This is a genomic window from Micromonospora sp. NPDC050200 (assembly GCF_040656135.1).
In the GTDB taxonomy this organism is placed as follows: Bacteria; Actinomycetota; Actinomycetes; order Mycobacteriales; family Micromonosporaceae; genus Micromonospora.
The window spans coordinates 35,524-50,041 of record NZ_JBFALG010000016.1 but is presented as its reverse complement, the minus strand read 5'-3'; the positions used below and the strand labels follow the sequence as shown (position 1 = coordinate 50,041).

Here is a 14,518-nt window from a genome sequence, read left to right as displayed (position 1 = left end):
TTTCCAACGAGGTGACACCGCCGTGAGCGAGCGACGCGAGCCGGGCATCGGGCCGCGCCGCACGGGCGGCGACGAGGTCCCCCGATGACAGACGGCTACCGCGACCGCTGGCACGATCCGGCCGAGCCCTCCTGGGTCGTCGAGCCGACCACCGAGTGGCACCCGCAGTTCCCCGGCCAGCGCTACCCCGGCGACATCGGGGCTCGGCACATCCCGCCCCCGCCCCCGCGCGGCCGGGCCGCCGTGGTCGGCCGGGCCGAGGTGCCCCCGCTCGCGCCGACCCGCCCCGACGGGACGTACCTCGGGCGGTCCTGGGAGGAGCACGACGAGGAGCCGCCGCGCTGGGGCGGCCACCCGGTCGGCGAGCAGCGCCATGACGACGAGGCGTACCGGCGCAACGACGACGTGTACCGGCGGCCGGCCGCCGACCTGACCTGGCAGCGCGAGCGCCGCCAGCCCGAGCCGGACGCCCCCGCCCCCCGTACCGCCCGTACCGCCTGGGCGGACCGCCGCCCCGAGGGCGCCGACCGGCCCCGCGAGGCGGCATGGCACCGCGACCACGACAACCCCGACCGGTACGACGCCCGGCCGCAGCGCCCCGCCCCGGGCATCACCCCGGTCTCCCCCGGGCCCCGACACGAACCGGCCCGGGGCGTCGAGCCCGGCTGGATGCCCGAACCCGACGAGGCGCCGCCGACCCGTCGGCCCGCCACCGGGTACGACCGCCGTCCGACCGACGACCGCCGTCCGACCGACGACGGCCGCCGGTGGGACGGTCACGAGCAGTTCCCGCCCGACCGGCGGACCCGCCCCGACCAGGAGGTCCCCGGCTGGTACCGCGAGCAGGACGAGCGCCGGCAGCCGCGCCCCGACGAACGCCCGTCGGCTCCCCGCGGCTACGACGAGCGCCCGCCCGCGCGCGGGTACGCCGACCACCGGTCCGCCCCGAACGGGTACGACGACGGGCAGCGCCCACCGTCCCGGGTGTCCGACGAGCGCTGGCAGCGCGGGCACGACGAGCGCCGCCACCCCGACGAGCGGGGGCCGTCGCGCGAGGCGGCCGCCCGCGCCGAGGCGTACCCGGACCGCCGGCCACGCGAGGCGGCGCCGCCCGCCGAGGCGTACCGCGAGCAGTGGGGCCGTCCCGGCGCGGACCGGGACGGCAGCCGTCGGGGCGGGCCCGGCCCGGAGCACGGCCGGCACCCGGAGCAGCGGCCCGGCCGCCCGTCCTGGTACGAGGAGCAGCCGGGCGCCCACGGCCCGGCGCGTCCGGTCTCGCCCGCGCCGGTCTCCGGGGCGCCGTCGTCCGGCGGCCCGGCGCCGGCCGCACCCGTCTCCCCCGCACCCGTCTCCCCCGCTCCCACCTCGGGTGCGCCGGTCTCGGGCGCGCCCACCCCGGGGGCCGGCGGCCCCGTCCGCCCGGTCGCCGACCCGCGTGCTCCCCACGGACGGGACGGGTTCCCGCCCCGCGCCGCCGGCGCACCGCCCGTCGCCACCGGGCGCGGGGTCACGCCCCCGGTCTCCGGTGCGCCGCGCCCCGTGCCGCCGGCCACCGCCGGCACACCGGGTCGGAACGGCGACCGGCCCGTCTCCGCGCCACCCGGCCCCGACCACACCGCGCCGGTCTCGTCGCCCGCGGCCGACCGACCGCGGATGGAGTTGCGGCCCGGCCAGGAGGCCGCGGCGCGCCCGACCGCACCCGGCGACCCCACCCCGACCGACCGGCGGCCGGGCCCGGCCGACCGGCGACCGACGTCTACGCCCCCGGCCGACCGGCGACCGGTGTCGGGCGCCCCCGGCACGGAGTCCCACCCCCGCACCGACCACCGGGTGCCGCCGCCGCACGGCCGTCCGCTTCCCGGACAGCAGCCGACGTCCGGGCCGCCGGCCGCGCCCCGCCCCGTCTCCGGTGCCTCCACCGCCCCGCCGCCCGTCTCCGCACCTCCTGTCGCGCCGTGGCCCGCGCCCGGAACGGCCGTCGGCCCGCGGCCCTTCCCCGCGCCGACCGGCCAGCAGCCGCCGTCCCGGGCGGCGGCGGACCAACGACCGGTGTCGGGAGCGCCCGTCGGTCACCGGCCGGTCTCCGGGCCGCCCCCACCCGAGGTCCGGGACCGGGTCGCGCCGCAGCCCCCCGCCGGCCCGGCCCCCGCGCCGTCCACCCCGGCGAGCCGGCCGGGACCGGACCCGTCGGCCGCCGGTCCGCCCCTGGCCATCACGCCGGACAAGCCGCGCCGGTACGTTCCGCCGGCGCCGACGCCCACCGCCGCCGAGCCGCCCGCGGCACCCAGGTCGGAGCCGAACAGCTCGGAGGCCTGGTTCAACCCCGCCCAGCCGGCCCCGGCCGACAAGACCGACCCCCCACCCGGCGGAGACGACCGTCCGGTGTCCGCCCCGTCCGGTGCGGCGCAGCCGGCCACGCCGGTGCCGGCCGTGCGCCCGTCCCCGGAGGCGGCGCCGCCGACCCCGGCCGATCCGCCGCAGGCAGACTCCCGGTCGGTGGCCCCGGTGTCGGCCCCGCCCGGGCAGCCGGCCGACGCCAGCCGATCCGGGTATCCCCCGGACGGGCGGTCCGCCGTGTCGTCCCCGGACGACGACGCGCACCGACCGGTCTCCGCGCCGCCCGCGTTCCGGCCGGTCGTCGACCGGGCCGCGCCCGCCGCCGCGTCGCCACCAGCGGCGCCCCCGGTCGCGCCCGTCTCCGGGCCGCCCGCCCCGCCGGCTGGGCCCGCGCCGACGGTGCCAGCTGCGGAGCGGGCCGTGCCGGACGAGGTCCCCGGCGCGAAGCCCGCCACACCGCTGCCGGGCGAGGCCGGTCCGTCCGCGCCGGAGCCGGCGACGCCGGCGTCCACCCTGGAGGGATCCTTCGAGGCCGGCCCCACATCGCTTCCGGCGTCGCCGGTGGCCGAGGGGCCCGCCGTCCCGGTCCCGCCCGCCCGAACGGTGTCCGCGCCCGCGCCGGTCCCCACGGCCGCCCACGACGCGGCGGCGGTCCGGCCCCTCTCGGCACCGCCGGTGCCCGGGGACGCCGTCGCCGACCAGGTCTCCGACGACGCCACCGGCCGGTCCGGCCCGCCCGCCGACGGCGGGGCGGACGCCTCGTCCTCGGAACCTGCTCCCACCAGGACACCGCCTGCCCCGCCGCAGGCCGGACCACCCGTTCCGCCACCGGCCACGCCGGCCGACCAGGCCAGCCCGGCCCAGCAGACCACTCCGGCCGAGCAGACCACCCCCACCGAGCAGGCCATGCTGGCCGACGAGGCCGGCCAGGGGCAGCCGACGGAGCTTCCGGGGCGGGCCGACCTGGACACGGGGATCGACCCGGACCCGGCAGCCGATCCGGCCGGACCGTCGGCGTCCACGCCGGCCGTCGCGCCGGTCTCCGCGCCGCCCGCCGACGCGGCGGAGCAGTCCGCCCGGCCCGTTCCGGCGCCCCCGGCCGTCGCCCCCACGACCGAACCGGCACCGGACCCGGCCGCCTCGTCCACGGCAGTGGAGCCGCCGGCCGTCACCGCGCCGCCGGCCGACCCGGAGCAGGTCCTGGCCGCGTACCGGTGGCAGCTGGACCCGGAGACGCTGCGCGAGGTCGTCGACGACGCCGACGAGCTGCGGGTGCTGCGGCGGCGGCTGACCGAGAAGCTCGACGTCTCCCTGGACAACCGGACCCGGGCACGGCTGCTCAGCCTGCGGGCGGTGGTCTCCCGCGTCGTCCACGACCTGGACGACGCGCTCGCCGACAGCCGGCTCGCCCTCACCTACGCGGAGGCGACCGGCGAGCTGCGGCGCACCGCGCTGGCCCGGGCCCGGCTGGCGGAGGTGCTGCGCTGGAAAGGCGAGTCCGCCGAGGCGGACCGGCTCTTCGCCGAGGCCAACTCGGCCGAGCTGCCGGACCGGCTGCGGGCGGCCATGCACGAGCACGCCGGCCGCTCCTGCTACGACCAGGGCCGGCTGATGGAGGCCTGCGAGCACTTCGAGCGGGCCCTGGACCTGCGCCGGGCCGACGACCCGGAGCTGACCGAGCGGATCCGGGTCTGCCTGGACGCGGTGCACACCCGGGCGGCCGCCGAGGGCGACTTCGGGCCGTACCCCCGCAGCCGGGAGGAGGTGCTGCGCGGGCACCGGTCCCCGGTGCCCACGCTCGACGGCGGCCTGCACCGCTGGGGGTACGCGGACGCCGACGGTGAGCTGGTCATGGACTACCGGTACGCCGAGGCGCAGCCCTTCCGCGAGGGCCTGGCCTGGGTACGCCGCCCGGACGCCCCTGGTTGGGAGTTGATCGACGAGACCGGCAGCACCCTGATCGGCCCCTCGTACGCGGCGGTGCGGGCCTTCTCCGACGGCCTGGCCTGGGTGTCGCGCGGCGGCGGGGCGGACTGGATGGCGATCGACCCGGAGGACACCGTGGTGGTGCCGGCGGGCTTCGAGGACGTGCGGCCGTTCACCAGCGGGGTCGCCGCAGTGCGCCGGGGCGGCTGGGGCGCGGTCGACCGGAACGGCCGGCTGGTCGTCCCGACCCGCTACCACGGCTTCCGCACCGCGCTGGCCGACGGCCGCCGGCTCGACGGCTTCACCGACGAGGGGCTGGCGGTGGTGGAACTGGGCGGCTTCCGGGGCGTGGTGGACCGCACGGGCAGGGTGCTGGTCGCGCCGGCCCACCCGGAGCTGGTGATCCACCCGGTGGCGTTCCTGGCCAGCGACCGCACCGGCCGGTGGGGCGCGCTGGACCGGCGCGGCAAGCCGCTGATCGACCCGGTACACCCGGGCCGGGACGCCGTGCTGGCCGAGATCGACCTGCTGCTGACCGACGCCCACCCGGTGCTCTGAACCACCCCGCCGCCGTGCCGACCGGTGGCCATGATCCGACCGGACTAGGGTCGACGGCATGGAATTCCGACACCTGGGCCGTTCGGGCCTGATGGTCAGCGAGATCTCGTACGGCAACTGGATCACCCACGGTTCGCAGGTCGAGGAGGAGGCGGCGCTGGCCTGCGTCCGGGCCGCCCTGGACACCGGCATCACCACCTTCGACACCGCCGACGTGTACGCCGGCACCCGGGCCGAGGAGGTGCTCGGCAAGGCGCTGGCCGGCGAGCGCCGCGAGGGCCTCGAGGTGTTCACCAAGGTGTACTGGCCGACCGGGCCGGGCCGTAACGACCGGGGCCTGTCCCGCAAGCACATCATGGAGTCGATCAACGGCTCGCTGCGCCGGCTGCGCACCGACTACGTGGACCTCTACCAGGCCCACCGGTACGACTACAGCACCCCGCTGGAGGAGACCATGTCGGCGTTCGCCGACATTGTGCACGCCGGCAAGGCGCACTACATCGGCGTCTCCGAGTGGCAGGCCTCGCAGATCCGCGAGGCCCACCAGCTCGCCCGCGAGCTGCGCGTCCCGCTGGTGTCCAACCAGCCGCAGTACTCGATGCTCTGGCGGGTCATCGAGACCGAGGTCGTCCCGACCAGCGAGGAGCTGGGCGTCGGCCAGATCGTCTGGTCGCCGATGGCCCAGGGCGCGCTCTCCGGCAAGTACCTGCCGGGTCAGCCGCCGCCGGCCGGCTCCCGGGCCACCGACGAGAAGTCCGGCGCCGGTTTCATCGCCAAGTGGCTGACCGACGAGGTGCTGACCCGGGTGCAGCAGCTCAGGCCGCTGGCCGAGCAGGCCGGGCTGACCATGCCGCAGCTCGCCATCGCCTGGGTGCTGCAGAACCCCAACGTCTCCTCGGCGATCGTCGGGGCGTCCCGCCCCGAGCAGGTGCACGACAACGTCAAGGCGGCCGGCGTGAAGCTCGACGCCGACCTGCTCAAGGCCATCGACGAGGTCGTCGAGCCGGTCACCGAGCGGGACGCGGCGAAGACGGAGAGCCCGGCCCAGCGGCCGTGACATCCTCCCGGGCCGGCGCGGCGTCCGCGCCGGCCCGGGACCCTTCCGGGTACGCCGAGGGCGGGTCAACCCTGCCAGAAGCGGATCAGGTGCAGCCCCAGCCCGTAGAGCCAGCTCGGTAGGCCCAGCAGGTCACCGACGGCGAAGACCGCGCCGAAGAACCAGCCGCCGACGCGCGGGTTCCACAGCAGCGCGAACAGCAGGATGAAGCCGTACGGGGCGAACATGTCGTACATCCGCCGCCACTGCGGGTTCAGCCAGGGCTGGATCATGTTGCCGCCGTCCAGGCCGGGCACCGGGAGCAGGTTGAGCACGCTCGCGGTGAGCTGGAGGAACGTCAGCAGCGCCACCCCGGCCCAGAACTCGACCGGCCCGCCGACGGTCCCCGTACCGATCCGCAGCGCCGCCACCAGCAGCAGCGTGAACAGCACGTTGGTGGCCGGGCCGGCGAGGCTGACCAGGGTGTGCCGCAGCCGGCCGGGGATCGCGTGCCGGTCCACCCAGACCGCGCCGCCGGGCAGGCCGATGCCGCCGAGCAGCACCACCACCACCGGCAGCACGATCGACAGCAGCGGGTGGGTGTACTTGAACGGGTTCAACGTCAGGTAGCCCCGGTGGGCGATGTCCTGGTCGCCGGCCCGGAACGCCACCACCGCGTGGGCGTACTCGTGCAGGCAGAGCGAGACCAGCCAGCCCGAGACCACGAAGAGGAACACGTCGAGCCGGACGTTGCCGAACCGGTTCCAGGCCATCACCCCGCTGGCCAGGAAGAGCGCGACCAGGGCCAGGAAGACCGGGCTGGGCCGGAACGCCGCCCGGGGCACGCCGAGCACCAGCGGCTCGCCGCCCGGACGGTCGTATCCCATCACTCCGCCGTCGGCAGCAGGCTCATCCGGTACTCCACCCGGTCGTCCTCCACGAGCGCGACCGAGGTGACGCCGGACGCCGCGAGCTCCCGCCAGGTCTGGCCGATCCACGATTCGGCGTCCGCCTGGCTGCCGAACGACTCCGCCGGTCCGTCGACCGACGCGCCGTTCGCGCCCTCGTACCGCCAGCTCCACGCCATGCCGCGTCTCCCCTCGCCGCTCGCCGTCCCGGGGACGGATCCCCGCAAGCGTAGTCGGCCGGACGCGCGGCGGCCGGACGCTCACCCCCGGCGGCACCGCAACCGACCGCCGGTGATCACCACGAGTGCCCCGGACCGGTACGGTGACGCGGTGCTGACTCAAGGAGTAGTGCTCAGCAACCGGTACCGGTTGGGCGAACGGGTGGCGACCGGCGGCATGGGCGCGGTCTGGCGGTGTGTCGACACGCTGCTGGACCGGGAGGTGGCGGTGAAGGTGCTGCTGCCGGCGCTGGTGGAGGACCCGGAGTTCACCACCCGGTTCCACGCCGAGGCCCGGATGATGGCGGCCCTGCGGCATCCGGGCATCGTCGCGGTGCACGACTTCGGCTCGGCGACGCTCGCCGACGGCAGCCAGGTCAGCTACCTGGTGATGGAGTACGTCGACGGCGAGCCGCTGGTCACCTGGATCCGGCGCGCCGGCCGGCTGGACCCGACCTCCACCATGTCGGTGGTGGCGCAGGCCGCCGCCGCACTGCACGCCGCGCACACCGCCGGCATCGTGCACCGGGACGTCAAGCCGGGCAACCTGATGGTGAAGCGGGACGGGACGGTGGTGCTGGTCGACTTCGGCATCGCCCGCTCCAGCACGATGGCCTCGCTGACCGCGGCGCACATGGTGCTCGGCACGGCCTCGTACATGTCGCCGGAGCAGGCGACCGGCCAGCCGGTCTCGGCGGCCACCGACGTCTACGCGCTCGGGGTGGTGGCGTACTACTGCCTGACCGGGCAGCCGCCGTTCGTCGGGGAGAACCCGTTGCAGGTGGCGCTGCGGCACGCCCAGGAGGAGCCGGCGCCGCTACCGCCGGGCACCCCGCCGGCGGTGGCCGAGGTGGTCGGGCGGGCGCTGGCCAAGAGCCCGGGCGACCGCTGGCCCAGCGCCGAACGGCTCGCCGAGGCGGCCCTGGACGCCCGGGACGCCACGCTCGCCGTCCTCCGGGTGCCGCCGCGCCCGCCGTGGGCGCTGGACGGCCCGGCGCTGCCCGCGGCGGCCGTCCCGCCCGCGACGCCGGAGTCGACCGGCCGTGGCGCGCCGACCGGGGGCGGCACGGGGGCCGGTGCGGCGGCGCACCCGACGCACGGACCGACGCCTGGTCCGGGCACCGGCTCGGGGGCGCTCCCGACCGCCGGGCCGGCGCAGCAACCCGGCCAGGCGGCGCAGACCGGCGCCCGTGCACACCCCCCCGGTCGGGGACCGCACGGCGGCCAGGTCGCCGCCGGCGGAGTGCCGCCGGCGGTGCCCGGCGTCGGTCCGGGGCAGCCCGCCGGTCCCCCGGGAACCGGGTTGCCGCCGTGGCAGCAGAGCGGGGTGGGGGCGACGCCGCCGGGCGCGGACGCCCGGGTGGCCGGCCCGGCCGGTCCCGCGCCGGGCTGGTCGTCCCCCGCGGCCCCAGGCCGGCCGCCGTACCCGGCGGTGGTGGGCGGGCAGCAGGCGACGCCGCCCGCGGGCCACCCCGGCCCGTACGCCGTACCGGAGACCGCCCCGACCCTTGAGGACCGGGCCGGTGGCGCGGCCCGTCGGCGCCGGCTCGCCCTGGCCGGCGCGGCCGGCGGGGTGGTCGCCGTGCTGGCCGCCGTGGCCGTCGTGGTGACGCTCCAGCCGGACGAGCCCGCCCGGGGCGGTCCGGAACTGACCGCCGGGACCGCGACGGCCGCGCCGGCCACGCCGGGCCCGGGCGTCAGCACCGGCAGCGGGAAGCCGACGCCCGGCGCGAGCGCCACCGGCTCCCGGTCGGCCTCGGCGACGCCGACCGCCGGCCCGACCGGCCCGACCGGCACGACCGGCACGACGAGCCCGCGACCGGGGGCGGAGCCGGGGGCCAGCCCGTCCGCGACCACCGCCGCCCCGCAACCGGGGACGACCACGACCACACCGCCGAAGCCGAATCCCTACACGCCGACGCAGGTCTGCGGCAGCGGCTACAAGGTGATCGACTCCGCGGCGTTGACCGCGAACGGCGTCCGGCGGGGGAAGGTGTACCTGCTCTGGAACGAGGCCGCGAAGACCAACTGCGTGGTGACCATGAAGGAGACCGCGGTGGGCGAGCGCACCACGACGTCGGCGTTCCTGGAGGTGCAGGGGAAGACGCGCAACACCGACAGCGGCGCGTTCGAGTACTACGCTGGCCCGGTCCGCGCCGGGGCCGGCGGGGTCTGCGTGAAGTGGGGCGGGTCGACCGGCGGCGCCAGCTACGCCAGCGGTTTCGAACACTGCGGCTGAGCACGGGCCGCCCGGCGCGCGCCCGCCGGGCGGCTTTAAGGTACGGGCATGTCCGTTGACGGGTGGAACACGGTCCTGGTGCTCGGCGGTATCCGCTCGGGCAAGTCGGAGTTCGCCGAGTCCCTGGTAAGCGACGCCCCGACGGTGCGTTACGTGGCGACCGCCGCCGACGCCGACCCGGAGGACGCCGAGTGGGCCGCCCGGCTGGCGGCGCACCGGGAACGCCGGCCGGGCGGCTGGACCACCGAGGAGACCGCCGACGACCCGCGCCGGCTGGCCGACGTGATCGCCGCCGCCGGCCCGAACGAGACGCTGCTCGTGGACGACCTGGGCGGCTGGGTGGCCGTGCTGCTCGACCCGGCGCACCAGCCCGCCGACGACCTGGCCACCATCGCGGAGCTCGCGGCGGCGGTCCGCGCCAGCGAGGCGCGGATCGTGCTGGTCAGCCCCGAGGTGGGGCTGTCGCTGGTGCCGACCACCCCGCTCGGCCGGGCCTTCACCGACGCGCTGGGCGCGGCGAACCGGGCCGTCGCGGACGCCTGCGACGCCGTGGTGCTGGTGGTCGCCGGTCAGCCGGCCTGGCTCAAGCCCGCCGTCACGCCGCGCGCGGCCGGGGTGCCCGCCCAGGCCGGCCGCGCACAGCAGGACGCGACGCCGCCGGAGGCGCCGCTGCCGGACGTGCTGACGCCGACCCCGCCGGCCGCTCCCGCCGCGCCCGTGGACGCCAACGGCGCCGCCTGGGCGGCACCGACCATGGCGCTGCCGATGGTCGCCACCGGTCTGGTCATCCAGCCCGGCATGGAGCTGCCCATGCCCGACGAGTACGCCGGCCCGCAGGCCGTCGACCGGCTCGCCACCCTGGACGTGTCCGGCGCCGGGTTCGGCGCGCTGGAGCGGGTGGTCGGCTTCGCCGCCGCCACCCAGGGCACCGCGACCCCCGTGCCCTGGGCGACGGTGCGGGTGCTGCTGCTGCACGGCGACCACCAGGGCGGCGCCGCCGCCGGCACGGTCCCCGGCGAGTCGTCGCGCCGGGCCCGGCAGGCCCGGGCCGGTCGGGGGGCGCTGGCCCGGCTGGCCGCCGAGAGCGGCGCCAGCCTCCAGGTGGTGGACACCCCCTCCTCCGCGCCGATGGAGCACGAGCCGGCGCTGGGCGCCACCGCCGTCGAGTCGTCCCTGCGCTACGGCTGGCGGCTGGCCGAGGAGGCCGCCGACGCGGGCGTACAGCTGCTGGTGCTGGGGGCGTGCGGCGCCGGCACGGAGGCGGCCGCCGCCGCGGTGCTGGCGGCGACCGCCGGCGCGGAGGCCCCGGCGGTGCTCGGCCGGGTGATCACCGCCAGCGGCGAGATCGACGACGCGGCCTGGATGACCCGCTGCGCGGCGGTCCGGGACGCGCTGCACCGGACCCGCCGCTCCCCTCGCGACGCCAAGGATGTGCTGGCCGAGCTGGGCGGCGGCGACATCGCGGTGGCCACCGGCGTGCTGCTCGGCGCGACCGCCCGCCGGGTGCCGGTCATGCTCGACGGGCCGGTCGGCCTGGCCGCCGGCATGATCAGCCGCGACCTGGCCGGGCAGGCCCGGCACTGGTGCCTGCTGGCCGACCACGGCGGCCACCCGGCCGTCCGGCTCGCCGCCGACGTGCTCGGCCTGACCCCGCTGCTGGACCTGCGGCTGGGCCTGGGCGAGGGGGCGAACGCGCTGACCGCCCTGCCGCTGCTGCGCTCGGTGCTGGCGCTGACCGCCGCGCTGCCGGCCCACCCCCGCCTGGGCGGGGAACCCGACGAGGACGAGCCGGACTTCACCGAGCCGGAACCGGCCGGCCCCGGCCCCACCACCGTCGAGCCGGACTTCGCCGAGCCGGAACCGGCCGGCCCCGGGCCGACCACCACCGAGCCGGAGCCGGACCCGTCCGGCCGGCGTGCCGGCTGAGCCGCGGGTCGCCGACGGCCTGCGGCTGGCGCTGACCACCTTCACCACCCTGCCGGTGCGCGCCGGCCGGATCGACCGCCCGGTGGCAGGCGCCGCGATGGCGCTCGCCCCGCTGGTCGGCGCGCTGCTCGGCGCGGTGCTCGCCGGGGTGCTGCTGCTCCTGGCCGCGCTCGCGCCCCCGCTGGTCGCCGCCGGGGTGACGGTGGGCTGCGCCGCCCTGCTCACCCGGGGGCTGCACCTGGACGGGCTGGCCGACACCGTGGACGCGCTGGGGTCGTACCGGCGGGGCGCGGCGGCGCTGGAGATCATGAAGAAGCCGGACGTGGGGCCGTTCGGGGTGGTCGCGCTGGTGGTCGTACTCCTGCTCCAGACGGCGGCGCTCGCGGAGCTGGCGGGACGGTCCTGGCCGGCGACGCTCGCGGCCGTGGTGGCCGCGACCGCGGCGGGGCGGCTCGCGGTGGCGGTGGCCTGCCGGCGCGGGGTGCCGGCGGCCCGGCCGGAGGGGCTGGGCGCGCTGGTCGCCGGGACGGTGGGGCCGCTCGCGCTGGCGGTCGGCACGGTCGCCGTCGCGCTGGCGGCGGTCCCGGCCGTGCCGGGCCGGCCGTGGCAGGGGCCGCTCGCCGTCGGGGTGGCGCTCGCCGTCGCGGTCGGGCTGCTGCGCCACGTGGTACGCCGGCTCGGCGGCGTCACCGGCGACGTGCTCGGCGCCGGCGTGGAGGTGGTCACCACGCTGGTCTACCTCGGACTGGTGCTGTCCGGCTGAACGCGGCACCGGGCGGCGGGTAGCGTTTGCCCCGACAGCACCGGCACGGCCTTCCGGGGGACGACTTGCTCATCACGGACGACTTCCTGCCCATCCCGGTGCCGGAGTCGCTGAGCGCGACGTACCTGGTGCCGATGGCGGGGCTGCCCCGGGTGAGCCCGAAGACGGCCGTACGGGCGCTGGAGGGCCGGCTGGCCGAGCCGGTGTACGGGCTGGCGACGCAGATGCTGGACAGCCCGCTGATGACGGTGGACACCCGGTCGGTCGACGAGTTCCCGCAGCTCCCGCCGGACCTGCTCACCGCGTTCGGCGCCACCGAGGCGCAGCTCGGCCGGCTGGCCGCGGCCAGCCACCTGGTGGTGGTGCAGGCCGAGTACCGGCCGGGCTGGCCGCCGGCGCACGAGTGGGCGGCCCGCGCGGTGGCCGCCGCGGTCGCCGAGTCCGTCGACGGCGACGTGGTGGACGTGTTCGGGTTGCAGTTTCTCGACCCGGCGACCGCGCTGCGCTCGCTGCCCGACGCCCAGGGCCGGGTCCGCCTGGTCGACTGGGTGCTGGTGCCGTACTCCTCCGACGCTGAGGGGCTCTGGTTCACCACCAAGGGGCTGCGCCGGTTCGGGCTGCTGGAGTTGCAGACCCAGGGCGTGCCGGACCACCTCACCCGGGCCTGGGGCGCGGTGATGACCGGGGCCGCCCGGCGGCTGCTGCGGGACTGGACCGACGGGCTCAGCGGCGAGGAGGTGCCGGCGTTCGTGCAGCTGCCGGTGCTGGCCACGGTGACCGGGCACGACATCGCGGTGGCGTACGGCAACCCGGAGCAGCACGGCGCGACGGCCCCGGTGCTGCTGCGGCTGGAGCTGGACCCGGCCACCGACCCGGAGGCCGACTCGTTCCTCAGCCTGCGCCCGCCGCCCGGGCACCCGGGGCCGGCCGGGAAGTACTACGCGGCGGCCTGCGCGACGCTCTTCTCCGGCATCCAGCCGGACGTCCGCTACGCCCGGCCCGGTGACGCGATGAGCAAGGCGATCGCCACCGCCCGGACCGGGCTGGACGACGTCCGCGCCCGGTTCCTCGCGGGCCAACTGCCACCGCACTCGCAACTGGTGGTCAAGTACGGCCTGCCCGGCGACGAGGGCCCCGAGTTCGTCTGGGCCGGGGTGACCTCGTGGGAGGCGCCGGAGCGGATCGTCGGCGCCAGCGCCAGCGACGCCAACTCCGATCCCACCGTCCGGATCGGCTCCCCCGTGGTCGTCGAGGCCACGGACGTCGTCGACTGGGCCCTCCTCGACGGCACCGGCGTCATCGAAGGTGGCTGGACCCAGGCCGTCCTGGACGCCGGCGAACCCCCCACCCCCTGACCCAGGGGGTCGCGGCGCTACCTGACCGAGGGGTTCACGAACGGGGGGCGGGTGAGGCGCATCTGGGCGCGGCGGCCGCGGATGTCGACCTCGACGAGGGCACCGTCGGCCAGGTCGGCGGCCGTGTCGAGCAGGGCGAGGGCGATGCCCTGCTTCTTCGTGGGACTGAAGGTGCCGCTGGTGATCGTGCCGACCCGGGCGTCGCCGGCGTACACGGTCATGCCGGGGCGCGGGATGGCGCGGTCGACGGCCTCCAGCCCGCGCAGCGTACGCCTCGGGCCGGCGGCCTTCTCGGCGAGCAGCGCGGCACGCCCCCAGAAGGCCGGCTTGTCCCAGCCCACCGCCCAGCCGGAGCGGGCCTGCACCGGGGTGATCTCCGGCGACAGGTCCTGCCCGTGCAGCGGGTAGCCCATCTCGGTGCGCAACGTGTCCCGGGCGGCCAGCCCGCAGGCCCGCAACCCGAACGCCTCCCCGGCGGCGAAGAGCGCGTCCCAGACCGCGACCGCGTGGTCGGCCGGCACCACCAGCTCGAAGCCCAGCTCACCGGTGTAGCCGGTGCGGCAGACCGTCAGCTCCACCCCGGCCAGGGTGGCGGCGGAGAAGCTCATGTAGCCGTGCTCCACCGGCAGGCCCAGCCCGCCGAGCAGCTCCGCCGAGCGTGGGCCCTGCACGGCCAGCACCGCGTACGCCTCGTGCTCGTCGGTGACGGTGACCCCGGCCGGCGCGGCGGCGCGCAGCCGGCGCACCACCTCGGCGGTGTTCGCCGCGTTCGGGATGAGGAAGACGTGGTCGTCGGCGTGCAGGTAGGCGATGATGTCGTCCACCACGCCACCGGTCGCGTCGTCGCAGCAGAGCGTGTACTGCGCCCGGCCCGGACCGATGCGGCCCAGGTCGTTGCTGAGGCAGGCGTTGACGAACTCCGCCGCGCCCGGCCCGGTCACCCGCGCCTTGCCCAGGTGGGAGACGTCGAAGACGCCCACCGCGGTCCGCACCGCGGTGTGTTCCTTGAGCACGCCGCCCCCGGCGTACTCGAGCGGCATCTCCCAGCCCCCGAAGGGGGCGAACTTGGCGCCGAGAGTGGTGTGCCGCTCGTGCAGCGGGGAACGGCGCAGCCGGGTCGCGGCGGCGTCGGAGGTCACGTCCGTCATGGGTGGCAACTTACCGGGGTGCCCGCCGCTGGTTAGCATCGGCGGGACCCGCCGGGACAGCAGTCGGCGGGACAGCCAAGCTTCTGGCGGGTAGGTTGCCGCCG

The 14,518-nt window shown here is 77.6% G+C and carries 8 protein-coding genes and 1 pseudogene; 6 read left to right on the top strand and 3 right to left on the bottom strand.

Annotation, left to right across the window (positions count from 1 at the left end; translation table 11 throughout):
• Positions 1-84 precede the first annotated feature (84 nt).
• Positions 85-4,821, top strand: coding sequence for a WG repeat-containing protein (locus AB0I41_RS13420; protein WP_357106061.1), 4,737 nt, complete (start codon positions 85-87; stop codon positions 4,819-4,821).
• A gap of 58 nt (positions 4,822-4,879) precedes the next feature.
• Positions 4,880-5,878 carry an aldo/keto reductase family protein gene (locus AB0I41_RS13415; protein WP_357106058.1) on the top strand — a complete coding sequence of 333 codons (999 nt, stop codon included), beginning with the start codon at positions 4,880-4,882 and terminating at the stop codon, positions 5,876-5,878.
• A gap of 65 nt (positions 5,879-5,943) precedes the next feature.
• On the opposite strand, the gene AB0I41_RS13410 is transcribed toward AB0I41_RS13415, so the two are convergent.
• Positions 5,944-6,744, bottom strand: coding sequence for a site-2 protease family protein (locus AB0I41_RS13410; protein ID WP_357106056.1), 801 nt, complete (start codon positions 6,742-6,744; stop codon positions 5,944-5,946).
• Entirely contained in the window at positions 6,744-6,944 is a 201-nt protein-coding gene (locus AB0I41_RS13405; RefSeq protein ID WP_088961023.1) for a hypothetical protein, read from the bottom strand. Before AB0I41_RS13405 ends, AB0I41_RS13410 begins: the two co-directional genes overlap by 1 nt.
• A gap of 151 nt (positions 6,945-7,095) precedes the next feature.
• Here AB0I41_RS13405 and AB0I41_RS13400 point away from each other — a divergent pair.
• From AB0I41_RS13400 to AB0I41_RS13385, 4 genes and pseudogenes are all read left to right on the top strand, one after another.
• A pseudogene (locus AB0I41_RS13400) lies at positions 7,096-7,905 on the top strand (serine/threonine-protein kinase); the annotation flags it as partial.
• A gap of 1,365 nt (positions 7,906-9,270) precedes the next feature.
• Entirely contained in the window at positions 9,271-11,148 is a 1,878-nt protein-coding gene (locus AB0I41_RS13395; RefSeq protein WP_357106054.1) for a bifunctional adenosylcobinamide kinase/adenosylcobinamide-phosphate guanylyltransferase, read from the top strand.
• Positions 11,138-11,911, top strand: coding sequence for an adenosylcobinamide-GDP ribazoletransferase (gene cobS, locus AB0I41_RS13390; protein ID WP_357106051.1), 774 nt, complete (start codon positions 11,138-11,140; stop codon positions 11,909-11,911). Before AB0I41_RS13395 ends, cobS begins: the two co-directional genes overlap by 11 nt.
• A gap of 65 nt (positions 11,912-11,976) precedes the next feature.
• Entirely contained in the window at positions 11,977-13,266 is a 1,290-nt protein-coding gene (locus AB0I41_RS13385; protein WP_357106048.1) for a DUF2314 domain-containing protein, read from the top strand.
• 17 nt (positions 13,267-13,283) lie between these two features.
• On the opposite strand, the gene gcvT is transcribed toward AB0I41_RS13385, so the two are convergent.
• Complete coding sequence (gene gcvT / locus AB0I41_RS13380) at positions 13,284-14,414, bottom strand: glycine cleavage system aminomethyltransferase GcvT (RefSeq protein ID WP_357106046.1); 1,131 nt, start codon at positions 14,412-14,414, stop codon at positions 13,284-13,286.
• Positions 14,415-14,518: the final 104 nt, after the last annotated feature.

Bases quoted from the DNA above. Each gene is read 5' to 3' on its own strand.
- AB0I41_RS13395 (WP_357106054.1), top strand. From the start codon at position 9,271: ATGTCCGTTGACGGGTGGAACACGGTCCTGGTGCTCGGCGGTATCCGC.
- AB0I41_RS13415 (WP_357106058.1), top strand. From the start codon at position 4,880: ATGGAATTCCGACACCTGGGCCGTTCGGGCCTGATGGTCAGCGAGATC.
- AB0I41_RS13410 (WP_357106056.1), bottom strand. From the start codon at position 6,744: ATGGGATACGACCGTCCGGGCGGCGAGCCGCTGGTGCTCGGCGTGCCC.
- gcvT (WP_357106046.1), bottom strand. From the start codon at position 14,414: ATGACGGACGTGACCTCCGACGCCGCCGCGACCCGGCTGCGCCGTTCC.
- AB0I41_RS13420 (WP_357106061.1), top strand. From the start codon at position 85: ATGACAGACGGCTACCGCGACCGCTGGCACGATCCGGCCGAGCCCTCC.
- AB0I41_RS13405 (WP_088961023.1), bottom strand. From the start codon at position 6,944: ATGGCGTGGAGCTGGCGGTACGAGGGCGCGAACGGCGCGTCGGTCGAC.